Source organism: Ruegeria sp. D1(2025) (assembly GCF_056536425.1).
Map to the genome: position 1 here is coordinate 698,611 of NZ_JBQFPO010000001.1, position 13,669 is coordinate 712,279.

A 13,669-nucleotide genomic window follows, 5' to 3' on the forward strand; every position below is an offset into this window, starting at 1 on the left:
GCTGTTCGTGAGTGAGGGTGCCGCCCTGAACCGGCAGCGGCATTTTCAGATTTCGCTCAGGCGCCGACTGCCATTCGGGTTTCATCGAGGTTGTTGTTTTGCGGATCGCGCAAAACATAGCCCCGCCCCCAAACCGTATCGATGTAATTTTCACCTCCGGTTGCATTGCTCAGTTTCTTGCGTAGCTTGCAAATGAAGACATCAATGATCTTAAGTTCCGGTTCGTCCATTCCGCCGTATAAATGATTTAGAAACATCTCCTTTGTCAGGGTTGTTCCCTTTCGAAGGCTCAGCAGTTCGAGCATTTGATATTCTTTGCCTGTCAGGTGAACCGCTTTCCCCTCGACCTCAACAGTTTTTGCGTCAAGGTTGACCGCGACACGCCCGGTGTGAATGACGGACTGTGAATGCCCCTTCGAGCGCCGAATGATCGCGTGAATACGGGCAACCAACTCTTCACGATGGAAAGGTTTGGTCAGATAGTCATCGGCACCAAAACCGAACCCTTTGATTTTACTTTCGGTATCGTCCGCGCCCGACAGTATCAGGATCGGAGTTTCGACCCGAGCAATCCGCAGTTGCCGCAACACTTCATGTCCGGTCATGTCCGGCAGGTTGAGGTCCAGCAATATCAGGTCGTAGTCATAGAGCTTTGCCAGATCGATGCCTTCTTCGCCGAGATCCGTTGCGTAAACGTTCAGGTTGGCATGTGTCAGCATCAGTTCGATGCTTTTGGACGTTGTCGGATCATCCTCGACAAGAAGTATACGCATTCACTGCTCCAATTCAGGTCAATATTGCAATTTCAATTCAACCTTGATCAAAAATAGTTAACCCGGTGTTACCGTTGAATCATTTATTCATTCTCTACCTTGGGTTGTCTATATTTTTTTAACGCTGTCACTTTTAATGCGTCCACCCCGTAGTCTGCGACGGCGGCTACCCACCCATTGAATTCCTCGTCACTGATTCCATATCGTTTCTTTGCGTCCGATAGGGTAATCAGCCCATACACAGCGCCCCGAACGACAGTTGCCTTGCGCGAGGCGACCCAGCGGCGCGTTTCCGCCGGAGGCAGATCAGCCCGCGATAAAACCGTTCCATCCGGCAGGGTTACCGATCTTGGCCCCTCAACTTTGTGCAAATACATCGTTCGCCTCACTTTCTGCTGCGACAAAGCTGCGCCCAGCATACTTAAAGCCACATGAAACCGCCCCTTGAGAGTGTCTAGAATTTTCCTATATTCTGCCGGTCTTTCTTAATCCGCACTGGAAATGCCATGGCCCTCGATACCGAGACTCCGCTGAACTCGCTTGGATTTGCCAAACCGCCCTCGGAAACCCGGGTGGTCGTGGCCATGTCCGGTGGTGTCGACAGCTCTGTTGTGGCCGCCTATCTGGCTGATCAGGGGTATGACGTCGTGGGCGTAACGCTGCAGCTTTACGATCACGGCGCGGCCCTCGCCAAAAAAGGTGCCTGTTGCGCCGGCATCGACATTCACGACGCACGTCGCGTGGCCGAAGAGCGGGGATTCCCGCATTATGTGCTGGACTACGAAAACATCTTCAAAGACGCAGTGATCGACGAGTTCGCCGATAGTTATCTGGCGGGCGCAACGCCCGTTCCCTGTATTCGTTGCAATGAGCGTGTGAAATTCAAGGATCTGCTGGAAACCGCTAAGGATCTCGAGGCCGACTGCATGGCAACCGGCCACTACATCCAGCGCAAGGTTGGTCCCAATGGGCCCGAGCTGCACAGCGCTGAAGATGCAAACCGCGATCAGTCTTATTTTCTGTTCTCGACCACGCCGGAACAGCTGGATTTCCTGCGTTTCCCTTTGGGGCACCTGCCTTCCAAGGACGCAACCCGCGAGATGGCCGCGCAGTATGGCCTGTCCGTTGCAGATAAACCGGACAGTCAGGACATCTGTTTTGTTCCAGATGGAAACTATGCCAGCGTGATCGAAAAGCTGCGCCCCGGAGCAGCCGAGCCGGGTGAAATTGTTCATGCGGACGGTCGCGTTCTGGCACAGCATAACGGCGTCATTCACTACACCATTGGCCAGCGGCGTGGGCTGGGCATCGGTGGGCTGAGCGAACCGCTTTATGTCGTCAAACTGGATGTGGACAACAAACAGGTTGTTGTTGGTCCCAAGGAAATGCTGGCCACACGTACCGTTCCCGTCCGCGAGATCAACTGGCTGGGGGACCAGCCGTTCACGTCACAAAAAGAATGGCATGTCTCGGTCAAGGTTCGTTCGACCCGCCCCCCGCGCGAAGCGATTGTCAGGCCACTGTCGGACACGACCGCCGAGGTGGAGTTACTGACCCCGGAAGAAGGCATCTCGCCCGGTCAGGCTTGTGTGTTCTATGAAACAGATGGAAGCCGCATTTTTGGCGGCGGATGGATCTGGCGGGGATATTAACGTGGTGTCTGGCCTCAGTCTGTCTGGAGCCTAAAGGGCGTCCGTCCCGGTGTTGAGAAGAATATACAGACCGACCGCGACCATAATATAGGGTGCGATCCGGTCCAGCCGGGCCATTCTGGGTGCAAACAATTTGGCCTTGGGTGCCCCCCAGGCCGCAACTCCTGTCAGTAGACAAGCGGCGGTGACAGCACCAAACAGCCCTGCCCATCTGTATGAGGCCGAGGATTCCGCAAGAAGCGGTGTCATGACTGCAAACGTGTCTATGGACAGGCTGAGAAACAACAGAACAACCGAGATCACGGCCCCTTGCGGCTGGGTGTCGGTTTTTCCTCGCCCGGACATCTGCAACCAGATGCCCCGGACACCCAATGCAAGTGGTACAATGCCAAGGTATCCAATAGTCGTTGGATATGTGCTGTGGCTCAGCCCGATGGCGACGGCGGTTGCCAGTAGAAGAACGACGGTTTGTGCGACGGCGAACCCCACGACCGGACGACGTCGGCCCATGACAACGATCAGACCGAACAGCACTGCAAGGTTGTCCAGATTTGTCGAGACCTGCGCGATTCCCGCAGACAGTGCAAACAGAGCGTGATCAATCATGCCCGTTTCGCATCCGTGCCAGCACGGCGCGGGCCGCACGCAACCCCGGGGCCTCTCCACCTCGCCCAAGACGGTCCATCGTGAGGGCCATGGCCTCCTGCTGAGCCTCTGGTACTTCCATGACCTTTGACAAGGCTGCGGCAATCTTGTCGGGGCGGCAATCGTCCAAAAGGCATTCGGGCACAGTGCGGGTGTCTGACACCAGATTGACCAAAGTCACCGTATCCAGCTTGACCATGCGTTCGGCCATCTTCTGGGTTAGCCAGGTCAGTTTATAGGCGATGACCATTGGGGTGGATTGCGCAGCGAGTTCCAGCGACACTGTGCCAGACGCGGCCAGGGCGACATCTGCCGCTGCAAACGCAGCACGCTTGCGAGACGCCGCATGATCCGCCTCTAGCTCGCGTGGGTCGATCACTACGGGTTCGCCCGGCCATGATCGGATCTTATCGCGCACCGTATCGACGATGTGCGCAACTGCCGGGACCACGACGCGCATGTCCGGATGATCGCGCAAAAACAAACTCAGGGCTTCACCAAACACCGGGGCAAGCCGTTCGACTTCCCCGCGGCGTGATCCGGGAAGCGCCAGCAGGATCGGTGCTTCTCCCAGATCGTAGGCGCTTCGGAAGTCCGATATGTCCGTATCCGTCGCAATGGGTTCGTTGACGACTGGATGGCCGACGAAATCGCATTCCATGCCAGCCTTTGTCATGTATTGCGGCTCGAACGGCAACAAGGCCAGAACGTGGTCGATGACCTTGGCCATTTTGTCGGCCCGACCGGGACGCCAAGCCCAAACGCTAGGCGCAACATAGTGAACGGTGCGAATGTTGCTGCCCGCCTTCACCAGCTTGGCCACACGAAGCGAGAAATCCGGGCTGTCGATGGTAATCAGCACATCAGGCTGCGTATCCAGCACCGCTTGTGCGGTTTCGGCAATGCGGCGTTTGAGGTGGAAGAACTTCGGCAGCACTTCAACCAGGCCCATGACAGACAGTTCTGACATTGGGAATCGGCTGTTCAATCCCTGCGCCTGCATCAAAGGGCCGCCTACCCCGTCGAATTCGACATCCGGGACAAGCGTCTTCAACCCTTCCATCAACGCGCCGCCCAACCGGTCGCCCGAGGGTTCACCGGCGACCAGAAACACGCGCATCAGACCGACCGCTCACGAACGAGAAGGAAAAGACCCAGTCGGTTGCATTCCTCGACGACCCGGTTGCGTTGAAGGACGATGACCCCACCTTTTACGACAACGATCCCCGACAGACCTGCTGCAACCGCATCTGACACTGTATCAGGCCCGATTGCAGGCAGATCAACACGATGGTCCTGAGAGGGTTTTGGGGCTTTGAACAGAATGCCGCCGCCAGCATCCGGCCTTTGGGTCAGGGATTGCAGCATCCAGGCGGTTCCGAAAATCCCCTCAACCGCCATGGCCTGCCCCTTGGAAACCACGCAGGCCTGACCAATGTCGGCCGCTCCCATGGCCCGCACGATCCCGACAGCGCGGTCCGCATCCGCCAGATCCGCATCAGAAGGCTGGGTTTCGGTCAAACATCCCAACGGGGGCAACAGTTCCGGCGCGAGATCCTGTGCCGCACGAACCGAAAGCCCGCTGTCTTCCAGAATACTGATCACAGCGCGCAACGCGCCGTCGTCGCCTGAGACAATTGCTTTCTGAATAACCGGAACCAATGGCATCGTCGCCGCATCGATCCGCGAAGGATCAATGACCGGGCGACGCACCGCGCCGGCCATGCAAATCTCGGTCACTCCACGGGCTTGAATTTCAGCAATGAAACTGCCGAACCGCTCTAAAGGGAAAACGATGTCTGGCGTCAGGTCATCAGGCAGAAAGCCCTCGAGCGCGCAGATCACAGGGCGTTCGGGCAAATGGCTCAACACCTCGGTCGGCAATTGCCCGGTTCCTGCGATCAGAGCCAGCACGGTCCTATTTCCCCGGTGTCAGGAATGAACGGTCACTGTGTCCGGTCACGAAATCGACGATACGCCGCACATACTCACTGTCGTTGCCTTCGCCTATCCGGTGGGCCCGGTCCATGAAGGTCCCCTCGCCGCTCGACAGCTCGCGGAAAGCCGCGCGCAAGGCGGCGATATCTTCGCGCGGAACGCCCCGGCGTTTCAAACCGACGAGGTTCAACCCGTCGAGTTCGCCACGAGGCGCCTGAACAAGTCCATATGGAATTACGTCGTTGGCAACCATTGTCAGCGCCCCGATAATGGCACCGCGACCAACGCGGACCCATTGGTGCAAACCGGATATGCCGCCGACGATTACGTCATCTTCGACAATGCAATGCCCTGCAGCCCCGGCGTGGTTGACCATGATGACCCGATTGCCGATCTGCACATCATGCGCCACATGAACACCCGCCATCAAAAGACAATCGTCGCCTACCCGCGTAACACCGCCACCACCATCTGTTCCGGTGTTGATTGTCACATGTTCGCGAATGCGGTTCCGCTGACCAATTTCCAGCCGGGTGTTTTCGCCACCGAACTTCAAATCCTGCGGTATCTCACCGATGACCGAAAAATTGAAGATTACGGTGTCCTCGCCAACAGACGTGTCGCCGGTCACGACAACATGCGATTTCAGTTCCACGCGATCTGCCAGTTTGACCTGCGGGCCGACATAACAGAACGGACCGATGGCACAGTCCTGCCCAATCTGCGCGCCGTCTTCGATGATTGCGCTGGGATGGATGCGGCTCATGTTGTTTTTTCCATGTCCCAGTCGACATAGGCCGAAAACTCAGCCTCGGCCGCAACCTCGCCGTCTACAGTTGCCCGACCGCTGAATTTGAAGATCTTGCCGCCTTTTTTGCCGCGCACGGTTTCAACGTGCATTTCGAGCACATCTCCGGGAACCACTTTCCGGCGAAATTTGCACTTGTCGATGTTCATGAAATAGATCAGCAGCTCGCTGTCGATGACATCCATTCCGACACCCAGCATGACACCGGCGGTCTGGGCCATTGCCTCGACAATCGTCACCCCCGGCATGATCGGCGTTCCAGGGAAATGACCCTGAAAATGAGGCTCGTTCATGGTGACGTTCTTGACGCCGACCGCGGACTGATAGCCAGAAATGTCTACCACCTTGTCGACCAGCAGAAACGGATAGCGATGCGGAAGGATCCGCTGGATCAACTGAATGTCGGCGCTCTTGGTTTCCGTCGTCATGGTAAACGAGTCCCTTCGTGGATTTCTCTTTTTCGAGTGGTTAGCAAGACCCGCGAACAAGGGCAAGCAAGCCTATTCGCTTGCCTTGTTATCCAATCTTCTACCATCGCCGATCATCGCATTGATCCGACGGATGGCCATGTTGGTGATATCGGACGACTCCGCGCGGAACAAAACATTCGACTGTTCGAGGATTACCGACGCCCCGGTCTCTCGCAAGAGGTCAACCAGAACCGGTTGCACCATCTCGAAAAACAGCTTGCGGGAGTTTTCGCTCCGACGGGCGAGCGCATCAAGTTTGGCCCGTTGTCCTTCGCGGTGGGATTGCACCTTATCATCGAACGCTTCGGCAAGTGGTCGGAACTCTTCGGCTGTCAACGTCGACCGCCGTTCCGTCAGTTCCTTTTCTTCCTTGCTCAATTCGGCAACGATTCGTTCGTTTTCTTCCGCCAACAAGGCACTTTCGGCGTCGATTTCGCGCAGGATGCGCTGACCGAATTCTGACCCGGCGAAAAGGCGTTCGCTGGACAATGTCAAAACACCAGATTGCGGCACACCCAGTTGCTGTGCTGTACTTTGCGTTGCAACTCCGCCAAGCAAAAGCAGAATGACAAAAAGGGCCCGAACCGGGCCCTGAATGTCTGGAATAAACCGCATGACCATCAAAGGATCAGAACTGAGCCTGAATGGTCAGGTCAAAGCTGCGCTCCTGGTCAAAGTCTTCCTTTTTGAGTGCTTTGGAGAAGTTAAAGCGCAATGGGCCAAACGGCGTGTCCCAAAGAACCGACACGCCCAGAACATGGCGGATCGAGCCATCAGCACCGACGATATTCGCCCCCGCGGTATTGACGTTGTCGATGTTGTAGAGGTTGCCGACGTCGTAGAAAACACCACCGCGCAGGCCCAGTTCTTCGGGAAGGCCAAGCGGGAAATCAGATTCGAAGCGGGCCACCCAGTAATAGTTGCCGCCAATCGCATCATCCTGACCGTTCGACAGATCGCGCGGGCCGATACCGGCCGGATCGAAGCCGCGGAAAGTACTCGGGCCAAGAACAAAGCGATCCACGGTTCGGCTGAAATCGTTGCCTCTCCAATGGAATGCGCCCATTTCCAGCGAAGCGCGCAGGACGACCTCTTCGCTCAGAACACGTGTCTGGGCAATGCCGCGCGCGGTCGATTTGATGAACTTGTCGTCGCCACCAAGACCGGCCGCGTCCACACCGACCTCAAACAGGACACCAGCGTTTGGATTCAGACCGGCGAGCCGGCTGTCATACACGTAGGAAATACCCAAGGCACTGCTGCTGCGTTCCCCTTGCGCAATTTCCGAGGCAATGACGGCACCGTTGATCTGGTTGTCCTGCTGCGTCATTTCACTGCGGTCCCAGCTGTAACGCAAGCTCAGCGAGGAAAGTTCGCCAATCGCATAGCTGATTTGCGGGGTAAAGAACACGGTGTCGGTGTCATAGCTTGCAAAGCTCGAATTGGTTGTCGAAAGACCAAGGCCTAGATCGAAGCGCAGCTTCCGGCCCAACAGATAGGGTTCGGAAAAGTTGATGACGTATTGTTCTGAATCCTGCGCGGTTGAAAGCGAAAGACCCAAGTTTTGTCCGCGTCCCAGGAAGTTGGATTCGTTCAGACCGATCGCAATACCAAATCCGTCAGCGGCCGAGAAACTACCGCCAAGGCTGAGAGAGCCGGTTGGCTGTTCTTCGACGTCCACATCAACGATGACCTGACTGGGCGATGACCCTTCACGAGGTTCCACATCCGCCGTTGCGAAGAAACCAAGGGCACGAATACGCTCGGCGCTCTGGCGGATTTCGCGGGGGTTGAACGGATCACCCTCGACGGTATCGAACTGACGGCGGATCACACGGTCCAAGGTCGTCGTGTTTCCTTCAATGTCGATCCGTTCGACAAAAATACGCGGACCGCGGGTCAGAACAAATTCGACGTTGAGCGTCAGATCTCTCTCGTTACGGGTAACACGCGGCTCTACCCGCAAGAAATCAACGCCCTGCTTCAGCCCCAACCGTTCCTGCCGGGCGATCGAGTTTTCGACCAGAGAAGGCGAATACGTTACGCCCGGCTTGATTTTCAGGGCTTGCTGGTACGCGGCCGCGTCAACGCCGGGAATTTCGCTGACAGTCGTGATTTTTCCAAACGAGAACTTCTGGCCTTCGGTGATGTTCATCACCAGAAAGAACGCATCCCGTTCGCGGGTGAATTCAACATTTGCGCTGTTGACCCGAAAGTCGACATAGCCGCGCGACAGGTAAAAGTCGCGAATAACTTGTTTGTCGAATTCGATACGGTCCGCGATAAACGTGTCGCCGCGTAGGAAAGTCCGCAGGATGTTCGCTTGCTTGGTCTCCAGCACCCTGCGCAGGCGTCGGTCGGAATATGCGCGGTTGCCGACGAAGCTGACCCGCTCGACTTCGATCGTTGTGCCTTCGGCGATTTCGAACACCAAGTCGACACGGTTGTCGCTGCGCCGGATAATGCGCGGAATGACAGTTGCAGCAACGCGACCCTGTGCCGAGTAAATATCAGCAATCAGATCCGCGTCCGCTTCGGCAACCTGAGGCGTAAAGACCCTGCGCGGCTGCGAGGAAATCGCATCCATCAAGACATTGTCCTTAACACGGCGATTGCCCTCAATGCTGATCTTGTTGATCGTCGGGTATTCCTGAACCTCGATCACCAATATCGATCCGCGCGGTGTCAGTTCGACTGTTTCAAAAACACCACTGTCAAGCAATCGCTGATAGGCATCATTCAACTGTCCTGCCGTCACGGTTTGCCCCGGTTCGATTCCTGTCCGCGAGATAATCGTCGAGGTTTCGATGCGTCGGTTACCTTCCACCTGGAAGGAATTGATCGTGAAGTTCTGGGCATGTGCCGCCTGCGGCGCAGCCACGAAACTCATTGCACTAAAAAGAAAAAGAAACGTTAGTGTGCGCCACAAAATATTGTTTGCAGTCTTGTTCACACCGCAGAATATGCCCACGCCCCGCCTGTCCGTCATTTTTTTCACTACCCAGAATTTTCAGACTTTTAATGCTGAGTAACGGGATTGAAGGGTCTTGTCAAAAGCGCAAAAACACAAAACGGCCCAGCGGGCCGTCTAAATCAATCAACATATTGGGCGAGAATCACATACCTGCCAGGTATGCCCCACCTGCAAGCGCCAGAGCCGTCGCGCCAAAGCACAATAGAACATCCCAGTTCAATATGAACAGAACGCTGAACCCTTGATAGGATTTTTGCAGAGTCTTTGGCATCGGTTTCTAAGCCTGTCTTTCAATACACCAAATAATCTTAGCCATGGATTTGGGCAAGATTGCGGCATCAATGTGCGCGGGGCGTCACATTCAGCAGAACAGGTCGTTGCTGACAGAAAACAGCATCAGGCCAAGTATCAGGCTGATCCCCACTCCCATCAGAATCCGCAGGACTGCGTCACTAGGCGGTTTGCCGGCGACCGCTTCGTAAGCGTAGAACACCAGATGACCGCCATCCAATGCCGGGATCGGGAACAGATTCAGAAGGCCTACGGCTGTCGACAGAACCGCGATGAAGAACACAAAACTCTGCGCGCCCTGACTGGCCATTGCTCCGGATGTCTCGGCAATACCGATAGGACCGGACATGTTGCAGGTGCTGATCGCCCCTGTAATCATATGCCAGATGCCAGACAAAGAACCGTTGATTACGCGCAATGTCTGTCGTGCACCGCCTGTCAGGGAATCCAATAAACCCGCCGGAACGGTAGCCGGTTCCAGCATCATCCCGCCAACGATCCCGATACGCCAATGCGTTACGAACCCGCCGTCCGGTTGAGGTTCATCCGTACGTCTTGGGGCTAAGGCAAATTCCAGATCGGCGCCGTCCCGCCAGACGTTCAGCAACAGCACACGCCCGTCAGATCCTTCGACCCGCTCTTTCAATTGCTCGAAGGCAAAAATGGGGTCTCCATCCACCGACGTAATCACGTCGCCCGATGCCAGTTGAATGTCCATTGCAGCACTGCGCGGTGTAACCTGCTGGATCAGCGGCGGAAACAGCCAGGGCGCGGACACATTCAGTGTCTCGCCGTCCCGGATGATGGTGTATTCCAGGCTCGGTTCAACCGGCAGAGACTCGGTAAACTCGGTCCACGAGATTTCCTCGTCGAAATCCGGGGTTGGAATACCGGCAATTGCGATGATCTCATCGCCTTCCCGTAACTCCTGAACAGATCCGGGCAATGGTTGGAGTTTGCCCACCGTTAGTGGCTCTCGTGAAACACCCTGAGACCAGAAGATCAGCCCGAAAACCAGGATGGACATTGCGAAGTTGAACGCGGGCCCCGCCGCAACGGTCGCCGCACGGGCCCACAAAGGCGCACCGTGCATGGTACGGCGTACTTCTTGAGGGCTTTGTTCTGTAATTTCGTGCATCGCAGCTTCGTCCTTGCCCGAAGCAGCGTTGGCATCACCAAGAAACTTGACGTAACCACCGAACGGCAACAGGGCGATCTGCCATTTTGTCCCGCGCTTGTCCATGCGGCTCCACAGGACAGGACCGAATCCGATCGAAAACACCTCGGCATGAATGCCGGACCAACGTCCAACGATATAATGGCCGTATTCGTGCACCGCGACGATGACGGACAGTGCAACCACAAAAGCAACAATCGTGTACAGCAGGCTGCCGAATTGAGGGATCAGGGAAAGAGTGTCCAAGGGTTTATCCTGCTCGTTGGAGAATGGCTTCGTCGACCCATTGACGTGCCAGATGGTCCGTTTTTTGCACATTATCAAGGGTCATAGGGGCATCAATAAGGCCATCTTCTGTATCAAATCTGTCCAGAACCGCTGCAACGGTATCGCCCATCTCAAGAAATCCGATGTCCTTGGCGATAAATCTGTCCAGAGCACGTTCTTTGGCCGCGTTGAAGACGGCACCGGAAAGACCCCCACGGGCCATCACCTCGCGCGCCAGTCGCAAAGCGGGGTACCGCGATTCGTCAGGGTCCTGAAACCGAAGCTGCCCAAGCCGTGCCAGGTTCAGACGGTCGACCGGCAGGCTCTGCCTTTCGGGCCAGTGCAGAGCGTAGCCAATGGCATGGCGCATATCCGGTGCACCCATATGGGCCATGACAGCGCCGTCACTAAACCCGACCAATGCATGTACAATCGATTCCGGGTGGATCAGAACTTCGATCTGGTCCGGGTCTATTCCAAAGAATTCTTTCGTTTCAATTACCTCCAGCGCCTTATTGAACATTGATGCGCTGTCGATGGTAATCCGTTGACCCATGTTCCAATTGGGGTGACTCGACGCTTGCTCGACCGTCGCGAGGGCCAGGTCCGACAAGGGCCAATCACGAAACGCCCCGCCGCTGGCGGTAATTATCACCCGTTCGACGGTCTCAATGTTTTCTCCGACCAGCGCCTGAAACACGGCCGAATGTTCACTGTCCACAGGCAGCAGGCGCGCGTTGTGTTTGCGCGCAGTCTCCAGAACGAGAGAACCAGCACACACCAGCGTCTCTTTGTTTGCCAAGGCCAGCGTCGCCCCTTGTTTCAGGGCTTCGATGCCCGGAGTTAACCCGGCTGCCCCCACAATGGCCGACATCACCCAGTCGGCCGGGCGGGATGCAGCCTCGGCCAGTGCTTTTTCGCCTGCCGCGACCGCAACCCCGCTGCCGGAAAGAGCGTCCCGCAAATCCTCAAGCCGGTCCTCATGGGCGGTCACGGCCAAATCAGCGCCGAGCCTGCGCGCATCTTCGGCCAGTTGTCGGATGTTTGCCCCGCCCGTCAGCGCAACAACATCGTAGGACGAAGGATTCCGGGCGATCAGGTCAATGGTGTTTTGACCGATGGACCCGGTCGCGCCAAAAATTGAGATCTTGCGCATTACATAACCCCGGGGGCGTAGAACAACCCTGCGATCAACACGAACAAGGCAGCCCCCATCATTCCATCGAACCGGTCAAGAAAGCCGCCATGCCCGGGTATCAGGTTCGAGCTGTCTTTGACGCCAAACTTTCGTTTAACCGCGCTTTCCACGATATCCCCGGCCTGACTGGCCATCGACGCCAGTACCGAAATCAGCACAAACAAAACACCAAACCCGGCCTGCATCGCGACAACACCGCCAACAATGGCTGCCGCAACCCAACCGCCGGCCGTACCGGACCACGTCTTCTTCGGGCTTACCTTGGGCCAGAACTTAGGTCCGCCAAACGTTTTGCCAACAAAATACCCCGCGACATCTGTTGCAACGACAACGGCGATCAGCCAGACCATCCAGCCAAAACCCATGGTTTCACGGATCGAGATGAAACCCAGTCCAGCAGCAGCGATCCAGAAGGCAAACGCGGCGTAAAGCCCTTTTGCCCGACTGATCTGCCCTGCCCCGACCAGCGCTGGTGCCAGCAAAAACGGCAACGTGTAAAGCGCAGGCAGGTGATAGCTGAGGACGACGGCAACCCCGGTCAATATCCCCAACTGAACCGCCAGACCGGCTTGACCCGGATCAATCATGCGGACCAGTTCCCAGGTCATGATGGCGCAGGCCGCAGCGATGAATGCTTCGAACCACAATCCGCCAAGCCACACTTCCACTGCACCGATAGCAACCAGAACAGCTGCCGACAGAATTCGGGCCGTCAGGTCAGACCATCGACCGTCGCTCATGCGAGAACTGCGCCAAAGCGGCGCTCACGCGAGCCAAAGTTCCGACACAAATGTTCAAGTTCAGCGGCTGTGAAATCCGGCCAAAGCGTGTCGATGAACTCATATTCGGAATAGGCTGACTGCCACAGAAGAAAGTTTGAAATTCGCGCTTCGCCGCTGGTGCGAATTACAAGGTCCGGATCCGGAAGAACATGTGTATCCAAGTATCTTGGAAGCGTTTCTTCATCCACATCTTCGGGGCGCAACCGGCCCGCTGCCACGTCTCGCGCCAGACGTTGCGTAGCGCGGGCAACTTCATCCCGCCCGCCGTAGTTCAAGGCAACCGTGAGATGGACCAGATCATTGTCTCGGGTTTCTTCCTCAAGCGAGTCCATCAGTCTGGTCAGTTTGGAATCCAGACGCACCCTGTCTCCGATAAAGCGGACGCGGATACCGTTTTCCTTCAGCGTTCGCGTTTCTTTAATGATATAGCGGCGAAACAGGCTCATCAGTCCGGCGACTTCAACCTGTGTTCGCTTCCAGTTCTCTGTCGAAAAGGCGAATACGGTCAGATACTTGACGCCAAGACCGGGGCAAGCTTCGACCACCTCACGAACACGCCGTGCACCTGCGTGATGTCCATACAGCCTAGGCCGGCCACGTGCTTGTGCCCAACGACCATTGCCATCCATAATGATGGCGACATGGCGCGGTCCGGCGGCGATAGGAGTGCGGGGATCGTTGGGCATTCTTCCGG

14 protein-coding genes are annotated in these 13,669 nt (G+C 56.4%); 1 reads left to right on the plus strand and 13 read right to left on the minus strand.

The window, feature by feature from the left end; translation table 11 throughout:
- Window positions 1-56: 56 nt before the first annotated feature.
- Both ctrA and sciP read right to left on the minus strand, forming a co-directional pair.
- Window positions 57-773, minus strand: a complete 717-nt coding sequence (gene ctrA, locus ACR1XU_RS03575) for a response regulator transcription factor CtrA (RefSeq protein ID WP_170615074.1) — start codon at window positions 771-773, stop codon at window positions 57-59.
- A gap of 83 nt (window positions 774-856) precedes the next feature.
- Window positions 857-1,150, minus strand: coding sequence for a CtrA inhibitor SciP (sciP, locus tag ACR1XU_RS03580; RefSeq protein ID WP_480906293.1), 294 nt, complete (start codon window positions 1,148-1,150; stop codon window positions 857-859).
- 129 nt (window positions 1,151-1,279) lie between these two features.
- Here sciP and mnmA point away from each other — a divergent pair, with 129 nt between their 5' ends.
- Window positions 1,280-2,425, plus strand: coding sequence for a tRNA 2-thiouridine(34) synthase MnmA (gene mnmA, locus ACR1XU_RS03585; RefSeq protein ID WP_480906296.1), 1,146 nt, complete (start codon window positions 1,280-1,282; stop codon window positions 2,423-2,425).
- Between the two features lie 30 nt (window positions 2,426-2,455).
- On the opposite strand, the gene ACR1XU_RS03590 is transcribed toward mnmA, so the two are convergent.
- From ACR1XU_RS03590 to ACR1XU_RS03640, 11 genes are all read right to left on the minus strand, one after another.
- Window positions 2,456-3,031, minus strand: a complete 576-nt coding sequence (locus ACR1XU_RS03590) for a hypothetical protein (RefSeq protein WP_480906299.1) — start codon at window positions 3,029-3,031, stop codon at window positions 2,456-2,458.
- Window positions 3,024-4,190, minus strand: coding sequence for a lipid-A-disaccharide synthase (gene lpxB, locus ACR1XU_RS03595; RefSeq protein ID WP_480906301.1), 1,167 nt, complete (start codon window positions 4,188-4,190; stop codon window positions 3,024-3,026). Before lpxB ends, ACR1XU_RS03590 begins: the two co-directional genes overlap by 8 nt.
- On the minus strand, window positions 4,190-4,984 hold the full coding sequence (locus ACR1XU_RS03600) for a UDP-2,3-diacylglucosamine diphosphatase LpxI domain-containing protein (RefSeq protein ID WP_170806316.1): 795 nt from the start codon (window positions 4,982-4,984) through the stop codon (window positions 4,190-4,192). Before ACR1XU_RS03600 ends, lpxB begins: the two co-directional genes overlap by 1 nt.
- A 4-nt stretch (window positions 4,985-4,988) precedes the next feature.
- Entirely contained in the window at window positions 4,989-5,774 is a 786-nt protein-coding gene (gene lpxA, locus ACR1XU_RS03605; protein ID WP_321253038.1) for an acyl-ACP--UDP-N-acetylglucosamine O-acyltransferase, read from the minus strand.
- On the minus strand, window positions 5,771-6,244 hold the full coding sequence (gene fabZ, locus ACR1XU_RS03610; protein ID WP_170615080.1) for a 3-hydroxyacyl-ACP dehydratase FabZ: 474 nt from the start codon (window positions 6,242-6,244) through the stop codon (window positions 5,771-5,773). Before fabZ ends, lpxA begins: the two co-directional genes overlap by 4 nt.
- A gap of 72 nt (window positions 6,245-6,316) precedes the next feature.
- Window positions 6,317-6,907 carry an OmpH family outer membrane protein gene (locus ACR1XU_RS03615; protein WP_170824550.1) on the minus strand — a complete coding sequence of 197 codons (591 nt, stop codon included), beginning with the start codon at window positions 6,905-6,907 and terminating at the stop codon, window positions 6,317-6,319.
- A gap of 7 nt (window positions 6,908-6,914) precedes the next feature.
- Complete coding sequence (bamA, locus tag ACR1XU_RS03620) at window positions 6,915-9,275, minus strand: outer membrane protein assembly factor BamA (protein ID WP_480906305.1); 2,361 nt, start codon at window positions 9,273-9,275, stop codon at window positions 6,915-6,917.
- Between the two features lie 346 nt (window positions 9,276-9,621).
- Window positions 9,622-10,974, minus strand: a complete 1,353-nt coding sequence (rseP, locus tag ACR1XU_RS03625; protein ID WP_170618992.1) for an RIP metalloprotease RseP — start codon at window positions 10,972-10,974, stop codon at window positions 9,622-9,624.
- Between the two features lie 4 nt (window positions 10,975-10,978).
- Window positions 10,979-12,151, minus strand: coding sequence for a 1-deoxy-D-xylulose-5-phosphate reductoisomerase (dxr, locus tag ACR1XU_RS03630; RefSeq protein WP_480906308.1), 1,173 nt, complete (start codon window positions 12,149-12,151; stop codon window positions 10,979-10,981).
- Window positions 12,151-12,933, minus strand: coding sequence for a phosphatidate cytidylyltransferase (locus ACR1XU_RS03635; protein ID WP_170677022.1), 783 nt, complete (start codon window positions 12,931-12,933; stop codon window positions 12,151-12,153). The genes dxr and ACR1XU_RS03635 overlap by 1 nt, the downstream gene beginning before the upstream one ends.
- A complete protein-coding gene (locus tag ACR1XU_RS03640; RefSeq protein ID WP_170615086.1) occupies window positions 12,930-13,661 on the minus strand; it encodes an isoprenyl transferase in 732 nt (243 codons plus the stop codon). The genes ACR1XU_RS03635 and ACR1XU_RS03640 overlap by 4 nt, the downstream gene beginning before the upstream one ends.
- Window positions 13,662-13,669: the final 8 nt, after the last annotated feature.